A 14,816-nucleotide genomic window follows, 5' to 3' on the forward strand; every position below is an offset into this window, starting at 1 on the left:
ATTCAGGACTGGCGGATGACTTACAACCACCGCCGTCCGCACAGCTCTCTTGGAGGGTTGACGCCTGCCGAATTTTCGACTCAGTGTGCTTCCGTTCCAGAGAAGGTTCCGCCTACGGCTCCACCTTCTCCTCCACTCCAGCACACTGACTTACTTACCTAACCCCAACTCTCATAAGCCTGGTTCAAACTTCGGGGGCATTTCACAGTTGCCGCGCTTCTGTGTCGACCACTACATTTGTGCGTATCGACAATTCACATCGAATCAAGCACAACAAACGGATTGACTATGAGCACCGCAGCGCAGTTCGCACTGACATGGGACCTCGACTCTCTGTACGCCCATCCTTCATCGGATGAATTCAAGACTGTTCTCAACGAATACAAGTCGGATCTGAAACAGCTTGCGGAGGACTCAGAGAACCTGCCGGCCGTCGAACCGGCGACAGCTTCCGAATGGAGCGAATTCTTCTCCCGAATCTCTGACGTTTACTCTCGGGCCAGCGATCTTCACGCATTCATCGGCTGCCATGCTGCCGCAGAGGCCGGAAACAAGCAGTTTCAACAAATCGAAGCTGCACTCGCCGCACTGGGGCCGCTTTCGAATCAAGTCTTCACCAACGTTGAAGGGGCATTTCGTCAACTCAGCGATGAAGAACTCGACGCCTTCGCGAACGCTGCTCCCTATCTCAATGAGATTCGATTCTTTCTCGAAGAATGCCGGTCCAATGCGCAACTTCGTCTCCCCAAAGATCAGGAGATGCTCTTTTCCGAATTGAGCGTCGATGGCATTCATGCCTGGGGACGGATGTACGACCGAATTTCCGGTGATTTGCGGGTCAGCCTGATGGAGAAAGGAGAGATTGTCAAAAAGTCTCCCGGTCAGGTCCGTGTCGATCTTCCTGATCGAGCAGTACGACAGAATAACTTCTGCGCATTGGAGAAAGCGTGGAAAACAAAAGCCGATGACTGTGCTGATGCCCTGAATCACATCGCAGGAACTCGACTCGTTAAATACAAACGTCTCGGCCTCGAGGACCACCTTTCGGTTCCGCTTCGTCTCAACCGAATGAAGCGAGAGACTCTCGAAACAATGTGGAGCGTGATCAGCGAGCGAAAAGGATCGTTGCTCAAGTACTTTAAGCGAAAAGCTGAACTCCTCGGTATCGAACGAATGTCGTGGTACGACCAGATGGCTCCCATCCCGCAAGCCTCCGCTGCCGGTGGAAACTCACTCTCGTATGATGATGCGTGCCGAACGGTGATCAAGACATTCCACGGATTCAGCGATCATCTGGGAGAGTTCGCGGAGAAAGCGCTCACGGAACGCTGGGTTGAGGTCGAAGATCGAGAAGGCAAACGACAGGGCGGATTCTGCACTGGTCTTCCAACGAAGAAGCAGTCGCGAATCTTCATGACGTATAAGGGCAGCCCCGACGACATGTCCACGCTGGCCCACGAACTCGGCCACGCCTACCACTCTCATGTCTTGCGTAGCCAGCCATATCTTTTGCAGGATTACCCCATGAATCTTGCGGAAACTGCGTCGACGTTTGCAGAAGCTGTTCTCGGAGATCAACGTCTCGCTGAAGCAAGCAAACCCGCCGAAAAGCTAGGCATTCTCAACAACATGCTCAGCGATTCAATGGCCTTCATGATGAACATTCATGCCCGCTTCCTGTTTGAAAACCGCTTCCACCGAGAACGGGAAGACGGAGAACTCTCCGCCGATCGTCTGACCGAATTGATGCACGAAGCCCAGAAGGAAGCGTACTGCGATGCCTTCGAAGACTGGTCGGAAGCGTTCTGGATTTCGAAGTTACACTTCTATATTACAGGCTGGCCGTTTTACAACTTCCCTTATACATTCGGCTATCTTCTTTCATTGGGTGTCTATTCCACAGCGGACGAATTCGGGGATGATTTCCCGATGAAATATCGTGAACTCTTGATCGCGACCGGAAATTCCAATGCAGAAGAAGCAGTCAAATCGACTCTCGGGTACGATCTGACTCAACCGGAATTCTGGAACAAGAGTATCGATATCGTCGATGCACGTGTCGATCAATTCCTGGCTGTCAGCGAAGACATGGTCTGACACCAGTTGGAATTTCACTCAATCTGAGAGTCGACTGAATTCCGCAAAGAAAGCAAGAAAAAGAACGCAAGATCATGGCCAGCGGCTTGATGATCTTGCGTTCTCTTCATTTCGGGCAGGAGCTTTTCACTCCCGACTTGATACCGCCCCTCAGAATCGGAGCCGAAATATTCATCCGGTTTCGCCGCAATTCCGTTAGTCTTTACAGGAGGCAGCCCAAACCACACTGGACGTGTTTTTCTGGTGCAGCCAGTTCCGAAAAATCGAGAACATGTTCCAACAGTCAGGAATCGAATATCGAAGGGGGCAGACAATGGCGGGCATCAGATCTTTTATTCGTGGGTTGGCGCTGTGGATCCATCAGCACCGAGTCCTCGCTGAAGCACTAATCAGTTTTGTACTCATGATGGTCGCTGGGATTTACGCGAGTCAGTTTGCAACAGAATGTCAGTCAGCGACGGACTTGTTGACTCCGACTTTCTGGCAAAAATGGATTCATGTCTGGGGACTCGCCGCGGTCGTGATGCTGATCGTGACGATCCTCCTTCGCAGGCTTTCCGTCTATGAGGGAAAACAAAAGCTGATTTCTCGACTGCACGAATCCTTCGCGCGAGCCATACTCTTTCCGCGAGTTCAGCACCTCAATCTTCGTGTCTTTTGTCACAAGACAGATCCAGCGAAGCAAGAACTGGTTCCTCTGTGCAGCTGGAGTTGGCACCATTACCCGGACAATGACAGTCGCGTCCCGTACGGAGAGGAGAACATTTTCGTCATCGCCAAAGCGTTCCGCAGTTCCGATGCAGTTGCCGAAGATCTCCCGGAAGGCCATCTTGATGCTGTCCCGGAAGGTGTCGTGATCTGGGAAGACCTCACTTCCGTCATTGCTGCATCAATCAGAGACTACGACGTTCCTCAATGCGAACCAATTGGCACTGTCTCGATTGATTTCGACAGAACACTCGCACAGATGGGACTGGGGACACCAAACGCTGTCAACGAAGCCAAAGAACTGGCTCGTCGCTACGGTCATTTGTTGTATCAACTCTTGAAAGGGAGAACGTAATGAAGAGTACAGAATCAGAAATCAACGCGGATCTCTCCGGTGAGTACAGCGCACTCTTCAATGCTGCCCGTGATGCCCGATTAAACGCCGTGTCGACATATTCCGGTTTTCAAGTCGGAGCGGCAGTGGAATCGGAGACCGGCGAAATATTCTCCGGGTGCAACATTGAGAACGCAACCTTCGGGCTCACCGTCTGTGCGGAACGAGTCGCTGTGTGGAAAGCTCTCTCGGAAGGGCACCGGAAGTTTCGGAGAGTTCTTGTCATCGCGGATACGGGCACTCCCACTCCCCCGTGCGGTGCATGTCGCCAGATTCTTTGGGAGTTCACAGGCAACAGCGAAGTTTTACTCGCAGACCTCGAGGGAATCCGTGCGAAGTACAAAATGCTTGATTTAATGCCTCAACCGTTCGACGGTGGGTTCTTTTCTGCTCCAGATTAGCGAATAATTATATGTTGTTATAAACTCGTCGGATTTGACGGAAAGCCCGAATTTTCAGGAACAACTGAAAGTTAAGAACTCTTCCCGGTTTCGAAGAGTTCTTTCATTTTTCTATCACGAACATACTCGATCGGTGTCTTCTCGTTCTTATTCCGAATCGCAGTGTCGGCCCCGCTCGCCAGAAGCAATTTGACGATCTCGACCGCGACGTGAGTTTTCCCCGCGGTCGACGGTGCTCCGGTGTCGGTGACTGCTCGATGCAACGGAGTGGAATGCGACCGCTTGTCGACTGCGTTCACGTTCGCTCCATGAGCAATCAGCTCCTTCGCAGCGGCGAGGTTTCGAAATCGAACAGTCCGGTGCAGGGGAGTGACGCCGTTTTTATCGGTTTCATGCACCGAAACTCCGCAGCCAATGAGGTAACGCACGACTGCAACTTGCACGTCTTCATCCGGGTCATGCGTGGAACACGCAGCCAACAGCGTCCCAGCTAAGGAACTTTCTCGACTTCGCAAACCCTTGAGTTCGGAAAACCGAAGTTCGAAGGCAGCTTGTTGAAGGTCATTCATCGGCTCGCCCACTTTCCTGGCAAGAAATACGAAGTCAACGGCCAACTAAACCGCCAACGAAAGCGACACATTTCGTTCCACCAACTATCACGATGATTGTAAATTCAAAGGGAAGATTTCACGACCAGATTGCGAGATCGATGCGGAGACGCCATGATCTCAAATGGAGACAATCCGCGATCATATCAGTTTAGGCGCTGCGATGATTGCTCTCATGTCTTGAGTTTCCTGCGGATTCAATTTCGTTTTGGCCGTGCGAAACTTCAAGCCATGGAAACTCCGGATTTGTGCCGATGCGTTGCCGAGGGATTATCGTTGGAAAGGTTGAGAGATACTGCGATTTAAGGTGCTGAAACTTCTTTTGGTTCTGCCAATGTCATTTGGACTTCCCAGTGTGGGATGGAGCCAGTCGAACTCAGACATTCCATCGTCACTGCAGACCCCTGATCGCCTGGAGACCCGCATGGGAACCCTGGAGTTCAACGATGGGGTTCCGACAGTCGAAACAGCCCGGACGGTTCGAGACACACTCGACCTCACTCGGGCCTTGAACGTCTACAACAATAGTTTTCGAGGTGCCTCCGCACTCGCCATCCGTAAAGGGTTCCAGAGTATCGGAGCGAACGACAATGACGTTGTGATCTTCTCCGAACTCATGGATTCGCACTCACTCTTTTTGACGGCCAACGCTGACACCGTCTATTACCTTTCTGCAATCGATTTAAGCAAAGGGCCGATGGTCATTGAGCAGCCCCCGCTTGGTTTGGGAACGATCAATGACATGTGGTTCACCTGGATCATCGATATCGGACGCCCCGGTCCAGATCGAGGAATGGGCGGAAAGTATCTCATTGTTCCTCCGGGATACGAAGGCCCTCTTCCCGAGGGAGGATACTTCGTCGCTCACTCCAAAACACTCCGAGTGCTCTACGCTGGGCGCTCTTTTTTGGTCAACGACGATCCAAAACCCGCCGTCGACAACATCAAGAAGAACCTCAAAATTTATCCCTACACACCAGGAGGATTCGGGACCAGCATCGCTGAAGCTCTTCAGGGTGAAGTGAAACTTGAGCAAACCCCGCCTGTCCCAGAGACTCGTTTCGTCGAAGCGACCGGAAAGGTCTTCAACACGATTCCTCCCTCCGATTACGGCTTCTTCGAACTGATCCATGAAAACGTGCAGAATGAACCAGCGACAAGCTACGACGTCGAACTGTCCGGTCAACTCGCTGCGATCGGAATCGTCAAAGGGCAGCCGTTCCAGCCTGACGATCGAATGAAAGAAATCCTCACAGAAGCAGCCGCTCTCGGTGAGGCAACTGGACGCAGTTTGAACTGGCAGTACGCCGTCTCTCATCCTGATTGGGCTTATTATCCGAATTCCCAATGGAGAAACATGCTCTTCGAAGGCGGAGCGTTCTTCGAAACGCCTCCTCCGATGTTCAAGAAATCAGGGATGTTTGAACCGCTCCCAGCGACTGGAGCCCGAACTCTCGATTCAAGGACGGCCTTCTACTTCGCTTACACGCTGGACTCACCTGGAATGATCATGCGGATTCCCAGAGTTGGTTCGCAATACCTGATGTGCTTCCTCGACGCACAGGGAACTCCGTTTGATGGAGGAAAGACTTACAAGGTCACACTTCCTGCAAACATTCCCGCCGCGGCATTCTGGTCTTTCACGCTTTACGATAACCAGTCGCGGTCGATGCTCCGGACGCCGCAACACTACCCACGTGCTGGTAGCCAAAACTTCCCGAGCCCTGCAGCCAAATCGAATCCAAACGGGACGACAACCGTTTACTTTGGTCCAGAACAACCTCAGGGAATCGAACGCGGAAACTGGATTCAGACGATGCCCGGAAAAGGCTGGTTTACGATCCTGCGTCTTTACAGCCCACTCGAATCATTCTTTGACAAATCATGGCAACCGACTGAAATCGAAGTTGTCGAGTAAATCACCTCAGCGATCCAGTTGATCTCCTAACGATCCTCAAGCCCATTCGTTTAACGAATGGGCTTGTTGTCTTGACCATGATCCGTTTCAAGACAAGACGAAACGACCGGGAACAGCTTCAGCGTGATTCCGCATCAGAGGAGTCGTCAGTTGGCTCGTTCAAAAGCTTCGCCGCTAGGCTCGTATCGTATCGGTCTTCAAAATAATAAAGCTTGCCTCTCCGAAACCTCATCAGGTGTGTGAGTTCCATCGGTTCTGTCATAGGACGGCCAATGGGGTGCATCCAACTTTGGCCCCAAACGATCACATCGTTTCCCTGACTGATGAACTTATAGTGAGGCCTGTAATCGTGTCCGGGCGGCGCTTCAATCTGTGAGAAAAACTTCCTGTAGAGCTCCTGGACCTGATCAAACCCTTTGTACCGACCGGCAAATGGAACGACTTCAGGATCTCCGACGAGGTAAAACTCGACGTCGTCATCGAGATAAGGTCGAAAATGTCGAAATCCGTCAGCTTGATGGACGTAAAGACCTTCCACATATTTTCGTGCAATTTGCACCGGATCGGAGATTAAATCTTCTGGAAAAACGACGTCTTCAGGGGTACTGATTGCCTCCGCGAGATGCTCGATCGTTTTTCTGGAAATTGCTTTTCCAGACTCCGCTTTGCTGACGAGACGTTCACTATAGCCCGCTTTCCTCGCAAGTTCCGCCTGCGTCCAACCCAGACGTTCACGGAACGTGCTTTAGTATCTGTTTGTTACAACAATACGATGACTTAATTTCGTCCGCTGCCCACGTCATTGAAACTACTCTAAAAAACTTGATTTAATGAACAAGTTGAGAAGTTACTGAACTTAAAAATCCCTCGCAAGTCGATCGTGCGTGTGTCGTTCGTGTTCACGCCTGAAAAATCGGCTACATTTGAGACGAAAGGGACTCGTGTTGATCGACATGAGCGCCCCGAACACGTTGCGCGACTGCGTGAAGCAAATCACGGCAGCCTCGTCGGAAAGGCAGAGCACTAGGAATTGCGTGAGATATCCGGGCCGGGCTCATTCAATTTCAAAGATGTGGGCCGTTTTTTCCGACGGGCTGTTTTTTCTCGACGCGCTCCGATCAATCGATCCCTCTCCTGATTGACCTCTCTATCTGCGTCGCACGATTTCAATCACGCTGGCTACCTCAATTCTTCGCCGTATTCAACGAATTCCCTGTGTCAGAATCGAATTCCTCAACGGGACACATCGGATGACTTGAATCCGAAGCGCGGTCGATCGAAACTATGCCAAGTGCTGTTCACTTCCATTCAGACTCTACAGCACGTCAGAATCTCCATTCCACTTGAGACGTTTTCGTCTCTTCGTTGTGTCCTATCCCGTAGAAAATGTGATCTCTCACACTGTGTTCTCTCACACAAGGGAAACCTATGCCTCCGATTTCGCGACGGATTGTCTGCTTCCTTACGACCGCATTCGTGTTCGCCAATGTGCATTCACTCCTGAGCAGTTGCGGTGCTCAAGAATTGCTCCCCAGGCCGGAAGAGTCCTTCAAGGGAAAGATCGGGCTGACATACAAAGATTCCGAAGCTGTCAAACCGCAGCTAAAAATTCCCGCGACGTTCGGACTTGAAGACCCGCCGAACATTTTGCTGGTCCTCATTGATGACGCTGGGTATGGGCAATTTGGGACTTTCGGAGGAGGAATTCCCACACCGACCATGGATCGAATCGCCGATAACGGATTGAGATATACTCGATTCCACACGACAGCTCTTTGCAGCCCGACTCGAGCAGCGCTACTGACTGGTCGAAATCACCACTCGGTTGCGAGCGGCGTGATCGGTGAAGCTGGGACGGGATTTCCGGGATACACGGGGATCATCCCGGCATCAGCTGCGACGATGGCAGAAGTTCTCCGGGAATACGGTTACGCCAACGCATGGTTTGGAAAGAATCACAATGTCCCGGATTGGGAAACGAGCATCGTCGGCCCGTTTGACCGTTGGGCGGATGGACTGGGATTTGACTATTTCTATGGGTTCGTCGGGGGAGACACCGATCAGTTTCATCCGGCACTCGTTGAGAACAGGAAACGACTGGAACCACCTGAAACAAATGAAGATGGCTCACCGTACCACTTCACAACGGATATCGCAGACCACGCCATTCGAATGATTCGTGCTTCACAAGCGGTCGCTCCTCAGCGGCCATTCTTTGTCTATTTCGCAACTGGTGCAACGCATGCCCCGCATCAAGTTCCTCAAGAATGGATCGAAAAGTTCAAGGGACAATTCGACGATGGATGGGATGCTTATCGCGAAAAGACAATCGCTCGCCAGAAAGAACTTGGAGTCGTCCCCAAAGATGCGAAACTGACTCCGCGTCCGGATTCGCTTCCCGCCTGGGATTCACTGCCTGAAGATGAGAAACGCGTTTACGCTCGGATGATGGAAGTCTTTGCAGGTTTCACCTCGCATACCGATCATGAGGTCGGCCGCCTCGTCGATGCCATCGATGAGATGGGAGAACTGGACAACACCTTGATCATCTACATGGCAGGTGACAACGGATCGAGTGCAGAAGGAGGATTGAGCGGACTCTTAAACGAAATGACATTCTTTAATGCGATCCCCGAACCGCTTGATAAGAAGTTAGCAGCAATTGACACCCTTGGAACGGATCGTAATTACAACCACTTTCCTGCTGCGTGGGCATGGGCCATGGATACTCCATTCCAGTGGACCAAACAAATCGCCAGCCATTTTGGGGGAACACGAAACGGACTCGCAATCTCGTGGCCAAAGGGGATTCAGGCGCGCGGCGAAATTCGTGATCAATTCCATCACGTGATTGACATTGCCCCAACAATCCTTGAGATCGTCGGAGTCGAGCTGCCTGTGGAATTCGACGGAGTCGCCCAGAAGCCTATTGAAGGAGTGAGCATGGTCTACACCTTTGATGATGGCAGCGCCGAAGATCGGCGAACGACTCAGTATTTCGAAATGCTCGGGAATCAGGGAATCTACCACGATGGCTGGATGGCCAGCGCACTCTGCGGAATCCCATGGGACAGCGAGTCACCTCCACGTGATCTGCTGAACATGGACTGGGAACTCTACCATGTCGACGAAGACTTCACTCAGGCAAACGATCTCGCAAAAGATCATCCAGAAAAACTTCAAGAACTTGTAAAACTCTTCTTCGCGGAAGCCGCTCGCTATCAAGTGCTCCCTCTTGATGATCGGAAGACTCAGCGTTTAGATGTCGCCAATCGTCCAAGCCTCACCGCAGGTCGAGACAGCTTTACCTATCCCAATCTTATTCGGCTTCCTGAAGGAGCTGCTCCCGATCTCAAACACCGCAGCCACACAATCTCCGCAAGAGTCACTCTTCCCGAAACAGGTGGTGAGGGAATGCTGTTGACGCAGGGAGGTCGGTTCGCGGGGTATGGGCTGATGGTGAAAGATGGTCGCCTCGTTTATCACTATAACCTGGCAGGCGTCGAGCGTTTTACGATTGAATCGGAGGAACGAATTCCGACCGGTGAAGTCACCCTGAAAGCGGTTTACGTCACCGATGAAGACAAACCGTTTTCTGGTGCGTCGGTGACGTTATTCGTCGACGACAAGAAAGTCGGTGAAGGGAGAGTGGAAAAGAGCATTCCAAATCGCGTCACTCTCGATGAAACATTCGATGTCGGCTTTGATACAGGCACGCCAGTGATGGATGGTTATGACATGCCGTTCAAATTCACCGGACAGCTAAAATCGGTCACTGTCGATCTCAATTAATCCAACCCTTCATTCTGACCTTGCGTGAAGGTGCTGCCACACGCCGGCGCCAATGTTGATTGAAGTCGGCGTTTCGAATTATCCAAGCTCCCCATTGCTGATCTGCGAACCCGTCCCGGGACTGCTCGCAGACCAACGATGGGGATTTTCTTTTGGCTCATGTGATTCGATCGATCAGGCTGGACAAACAACTGGCTATGCATGCCCACTTCGATAGCTTGCAAGAGCCCGGATCTCAACGATTGGAAACAACATCGCAGTCTTTCCGTTGATGCACCCCTCAACTCGACGAAGCTCAGGGAACACGCAAATCTCTCCAATCCACCGGCACCTCAAATACATATCCTCCAAACAAATGATTTTCCGCTTTCATTTCCTTTCACAAAACTCGCAGCGTCGCTAAAGTGATCGTTGATGCGAGTGCGAAACGGCGAAGGCCAGTTCGTTTCAACCTTGCAGCCACCGCTCTCGTGTTGTGAGTTGACAAGACTCTCAACTCACTGGTTTTCGTTGTGCTCACAGAAAGATGTCCCGATGAAAGAGAGAATCCCACGCCGGTTAATCGCGATGCTCTGCTTCGTGCAGTTCATAGCGATCCAAACACCCGAGGAGTGCCGAGCTGTCGATGTTCGCGGAACATCAGAAGCACCGGACACATTGATGCGCTGGCATCGTGTTTCGTTAACTTTCGATGGGCCGGAAACAAGCGAGACTGCCCAACCGAATCCCTATTATCAATATCGACTCGATGTCACGTTCGAAGGTCCGAACGGCCAGCAGATGACTGTCCCCGGATTCTATGCCGCTGATGGAAACGCCGGACAAACCGGGGCAAACTCCGGGAATAAATGGAGAGCATACTTCAGCCCAAATCAAGTCGGCGAGTGGAACTGGATGGTTTCGTTTCGCGAAGGGAAGGATGTTTCGATCTCAGCCGCCCCGCAAGCTGGCAAAGCCTGGGCTCCTCTCGACGGTCAGTCGGGCACATTTACTGTCGTCGAATCTGACAAATCGGGACGGGATTTCCGAAGTCCGGAGAAGGGATTAATTCTCAATCGCGGCCATCATTTCCTGACGTACTCGAATGGCGATGTCTTTCTGAAGGGAGGCCCCGGTGTCCCTGAAAACATGCTCGGCTACTACGGTTTCGACAACACAACGTCTCACAACAAACGTGGCCCGCTTTATGACGACATTCCGAAATCAGAAATCTATCTGCATCGCTTCGCAGGCCACACACAAGACTGGGAGCCCGGCGACCCGGACTGGTCGCGCAACGACGGACCAGAAGAAACACGCGAGAACGCCGGAAGAAACTTCATCGGAATGTTAAACTATCTCGGTCGTCAGAACGGGGTATCGAGCTTATACATCATGACGATGAGCGTCGAGGATGATGGAGACGATACTTATCCAACGATCGCTCATGAAGACAAAGAGCATTACGACGTCAGCAAACTCGACCAGTGGGAAATCGCCTTCACGCATGCGGAGGCAGTTGGAATTTTTATGCACCTGCTGTTATGTGAAGCGTCGAATGACAAATACTACAACAGCGAAGGATTGCCACTCGGGCGAGTTCGAAAACTGTTCTTCCGGGAGATGGTCTCGAGATTTGGTCACCATCTTGCATTCCAACTCGATCTGGGCGAAGAGAACGACTTCACCTATGACGAACTGAAAGAACAAGCTGCGTGGATCAAGAGCATCGACGCCTACAACCATCCGATCTCGTCACACAATCGAGGACCGAAGCTTGTCGAAATGTGGACAGCTCTCGTCGGCGATCCCAACTTTGACATGACGGCCGTTCAATCCGGCCTTGGAAACCAGAAGATTTACGAGTTCGTCAAAGAATGGCGAGAGAAGTCCGGGGCAACGGGTCATCCACTGGTGATTTCAGGAGATGAAATTCATGGAACGATGACCGACTATGATAAAGGCCGTGTTGAGAAAATGTGGCCCTGGTATTTAAGTGGAGGAGGGGGTTACGAATGGTATCTTAAGAAACCTGAGAACCACGATTACGACCAGATTATCGATGACTATCGCATCACGAAAACGATGCCCAAACACATCGGCATTGCGGTCAGTGAACTGACGAAACTTCCACTGCTGGAAATGGCTCCTCACAACGAGTTGCTGGTCGACATGCCAAACGGATTCTGCCTTGCCGATCCGGGTTCGGTTTATGCGATCTACGACCAGAGAAAGGGGACTGGATTTCAACTGAATCTGAATGACAGTCAGGGAGAATTCACGGTCCAGTGGATCAATCCGCGTGAAGGAGGCGACTGGGCCACGGGAAGCACTTCAACCGTCACCGGCGGATCTGTCGTCGACCTTGGAAACGCCCCCGATTCCCTGAAGAGCGACTGGTGTTGCATTGTGTCTCGAAAGACCAAGTAGAGTTCGTTGCCTGGGCCAGCGAGTTCGTCCGGGTGTTTGATTTGTTTTCTCTACGCTTGCAGGTGCGAATTCGCGAGCACCACATCGAGTGAAAGTTCGCGAATTCGCCATCTTGTCATCTCCACATCAGGGGCGTCGCATCATTGCACGCCCCTTTTCTTTTTGGGTGTCAGTTCTTTTTCAAAGTCAGCTCGCCCAAATACTTGCTTTGCTCACTTCGAGCCCGACGAGTGAATCGATCGACCGAACAGAACTCTTCGCATCTGTCCGTTCCGGCATTTGCTCCCAGTCATCCATTGGCTTGCATTTGAAAAACATCGGCCAATAAACTGGACGCAGCTGCGCTCCTTTTGAAGTTCGATTTCACCACACTTTATTTGTGTTGGCTGTCGCAAACTCTGTTAATCGAATTCAAAGTCCGACGGTGTTCCCGCTTGTCCAAATCTCGCAAGTTTTCAACGACGAGAAGAGTTCAAATCGCGACATCTGACGGAGACTTGAACCAGGGAATCGATGCGTTTCCTGTAAACATTTAATGAATTGAATTCCACTTCCTTGAAATTCGGCAGGTCTAAAGTAGCTTTGAATTGACCTGTCGATATCAAGCTCGACAGATCGCAGGGTCACCTATCAACTGAGAGTCCGAAAACCGGTTCGGCCATCTTGGGTTTTCAGTTTCCCTTCACACTGACTTCTCACTTTCTCACGAGAAGGTCTTTATCGAAGACCGTTTCACGTTCCAATCAATGGAGAATCGATGCCGAAGTTTTTATGGTCGCTGAGCTGGTTGCAGCGGACGCAATTCGCGGTCTTACTGTTGTTGATCGCGACGGTGCCGGCTTTTGGTCAATCCAAGAAACCGAACATTCTGCTGATCGTTTCTGACGACACCGGATACGGGGACCTTGGTCCCTACGGGGGAGGAGTCGGACGAGGAATGCCGACGCCCAACATCGATTAGTTGGCTGCCGAGGGAATGACATTCTTCTCGTTCTACGCACAGCCAAGTTGCACTCCCGGTCGAGCGGCCATGCAAACAGGTCGAATTCCGAATCGTAGCGGAATGACAACTGTTGCGTTTCAGGGACAAGGCGGCGGACTCCCAGCTGCGGAATGGACTCTTGGTTCGGTGCTGAAAGAAGCCGGATACAAAACCTACTTCACCGGGAAGTGGCACCTCGGAGAGTCTGATTACGCACTCCCGAATGCACAGGGTTACGACGTGATGGAGCACTGCTTTCTCTATCACTTGAACGCCTACACTTACAGCGACCCGAATTGGTTCCCCGATATGAGCGAGGACCTTCGGGAGATGTTCCAAAAAGTCACCAAGGGGTCGCTGTCCGGACTCGCTGGCCAACCCGCGAAAGAAGACTGGAAAGTCAACGGAAAGTACGTCGACACTCCCGAAAAAGGTGTCGTCGGAATTCCTTTCCTTGACCAGTATGTCGAACAGTCTGGAATCAAATTTCTGGAAGATGCGGCCAAGAATCCAGAACAGCCATTCTTCATCAACATCAACTTCATGAAGAATCATCAACCCAACTTGCCCGCTCCTGAGTTCAAGCACAAGTCGATTTCCAAGACGAAATATGCCGATTCGACTGTAGAACTCGACGCACGAATCGGAAGCGTGATGGACAAACTTCGTGAGTTGAAGCTCGACGAAAACACTCTCGTCTTCTACACCACCGACAATGGTGCCTGGCAGGATGTTTATCCGGATTCGGGATACACTCCGTTCCGCGGAACCAAAGGGACCGTTCGTGAAGGCGGAAATCGCGTTCCAGCGATTGCTGTCTGGCCTGGAAAAATTCAACCCGGAATTCGAAACCACGACATCGTCGGAGGTCTCGACCTGATGGCAACATTCGCTTCAGTCGCTGGAACAAAACTTCCAGAAAACGACCGCAAAGGCGAACCGATCTATTTCGATAGCTACGACTTGACGCCAGTTCTGACAGGCACTGGAAAGTCAGACCGAGAAGCGTGGTATTACTTCACCGAGAACGAATTGTCTCCCGGTGCCGTTCGTGTGAATCAGTACAAATTCGTGACGAACCTGCGAGGAGATGATGGTCAAGCCACCGGTGGCCTCTCTGTCGACTCAAACCTCGGATGGAAAGGTGGCGAGAAGTACGTTGCAACAGTCCCTCAAGTCTTCGACCTGCTTCAAGACCCTCAGGAACGCTACGATGTCTTTATGAACAACTTCACGGAGCACACCTGGGTCGCTGTTACATACAATGAGCAAGTCTCAAAACTAATGAAGACCTACTTAAAGTATCCTCCGCGCAAGAAGCAAAGCGAGACATACACCGGACCACTAACACTGAGAGGCTATCCGGAAACTGAGGTTTTTTGAAAGTCTGGTTTTGTTCACACTTTGCGGTTCATCAACGCAAAGGAGTGCACGGTGTCCGAGGCGATTCGAAAAGCGTACCCAAGTGACCTGACTGACCTTCAGTGGGAGATGATCGAAATGATTC

At 51.5% G+C, this 14,816-nt stretch carries 9 protein-coding genes and 2 pseudogenes; 8 read left to right on the forward strand and 3 right to left on the reverse strand.

Annotated features, from left to right (window positions below; translation table 11 throughout):
* From KOR42_RS27995 to KOR42_RS24400, 4 genes are all read left to right on the forward strand, one after another.
* Nucleotides 1-162, forward strand: a complete 162-nt coding sequence (locus tag KOR42_RS27995) for an integrase core domain-containing protein (RefSeq protein ID WP_390620856.1) — start codon at nt 1-3, stop codon at nt 160-162.
* A gap of 126 nt (nt 163-288) precedes the next feature.
* The gene (locus KOR42_RS24390) at nt 289-2,097 is read left to right on the forward strand and encodes a M3 family oligoendopeptidase (RefSeq protein ID WP_231741114.1); all 1,809 of its coding nucleotides are present in this window, start codon (nt 289-291) and stop codon (nt 2,095-2,097) included.
* Nucleotides 2,098-2,410: 313 nt separating this feature from the next.
* A complete protein-coding gene (locus tag KOR42_RS24395; RefSeq protein WP_146512446.1) occupies nt 2,411-3,160 on the forward strand; it encodes a hypothetical protein in 750 nt (249 codons plus the stop codon).
* A complete protein-coding gene (locus KOR42_RS24400; protein WP_146512447.1) occupies nt 3,160-3,600 on the forward strand; it encodes a cytidine deaminase in 441 nt (146 codons plus the stop codon). Before KOR42_RS24395 ends, KOR42_RS24400 begins: the two co-directional genes overlap by 1 nt.
* 71 nt (nt 3,601-3,671) lie before the next feature.
* Here KOR42_RS24400 and KOR42_RS24405 read toward each other — a convergent pair whose 3' ends face one another.
* Nucleotides 3,672-4,169, reverse strand: a complete 498-nt coding sequence (locus tag KOR42_RS24405) for an ankyrin repeat domain-containing protein (RefSeq protein ID WP_146512448.1) — start codon at nt 4,167-4,169, stop codon at nt 3,672-3,674.
* A gap of 373 nt (nt 4,170-4,542) precedes the next feature.
* Here KOR42_RS24405 and KOR42_RS24410 point away from each other — a divergent pair, with 373 nt between their 5' ends.
* Nucleotides 4,543-6,126 carry a DUF1254 domain-containing protein gene (locus tag KOR42_RS24410; protein ID WP_146512449.1) on the forward strand — a complete coding sequence of 528 codons (1,584 nt, stop codon included), beginning with the start codon at nt 4,543-4,545 and terminating at the stop codon, nt 6,124-6,126.
* A 118-nt stretch (nt 6,127-6,244) separates the two neighbouring features.
* Here the strand turns inward: KOR42_RS24410 and KOR42_RS24415 are convergent, their stop codons facing one another.
* Nucleotides 6,245-6,664, reverse strand: coding sequence for a nuclear transport factor 2 family protein (locus KOR42_RS24415; RefSeq protein WP_231741116.1), 420 nt, complete (start codon nt 6,662-6,664; stop codon nt 6,245-6,247).
* Between the two features lie 66 nt (nt 6,665-6,730).
* Nucleotides 6,731-6,853: pseudogene (locus KOR42_RS28000) on the reverse strand (helix-turn-helix domain-containing protein); the annotation flags it as partial.
* A 701-nt stretch (nt 6,854-7,554) separates the two neighbouring features.
* Between KOR42_RS28000 and KOR42_RS24420 the strand changes: the two are divergent.
* The 3 genes and pseudogenes from KOR42_RS24420 to KOR42_RS24430 all read left to right on the forward strand — a co-directional run bounded on the left by KOR42_RS24420 (nt 7,555) and on the right by KOR42_RS24430 (nt 14,692).
* Nucleotides 7,555-9,918 (forward strand): arylsulfatase, encoded by a 2,364-nt coding sequence (locus tag KOR42_RS24420; protein WP_146512451.1) that lies wholly within the window; start codon nt 7,555-7,557, stop codon nt 9,916-9,918.
* Nucleotides 9,919-10,452: 534 nt separating this feature from the next.
* A complete protein-coding gene (locus KOR42_RS24425) occupies nt 10,453-12,327 on the forward strand; it encodes a DUF5060 domain-containing protein (protein WP_197441547.1) in 1,875 nt (624 codons plus the stop codon).
* A gap of 757 nt (nt 12,328-13,084) precedes the next feature.
* Nucleotides 13,085-14,692 (forward strand): annotated as a pseudogene (locus tag KOR42_RS24430) (arylsulfatase).
* Nucleotides 14,693-14,816: the final 124 nt, after the last annotated feature.

Origin of the sequence: Thalassoglobus neptunius, assembly GCF_007859735.1 — a bacterium.
In the GTDB taxonomy this organism is placed as follows: Bacteria; Planctomycetota; Planctomycetia; order Planctomycetales; family Planctomycetaceae; genus Thalassoglobus; species Thalassoglobus neptunius.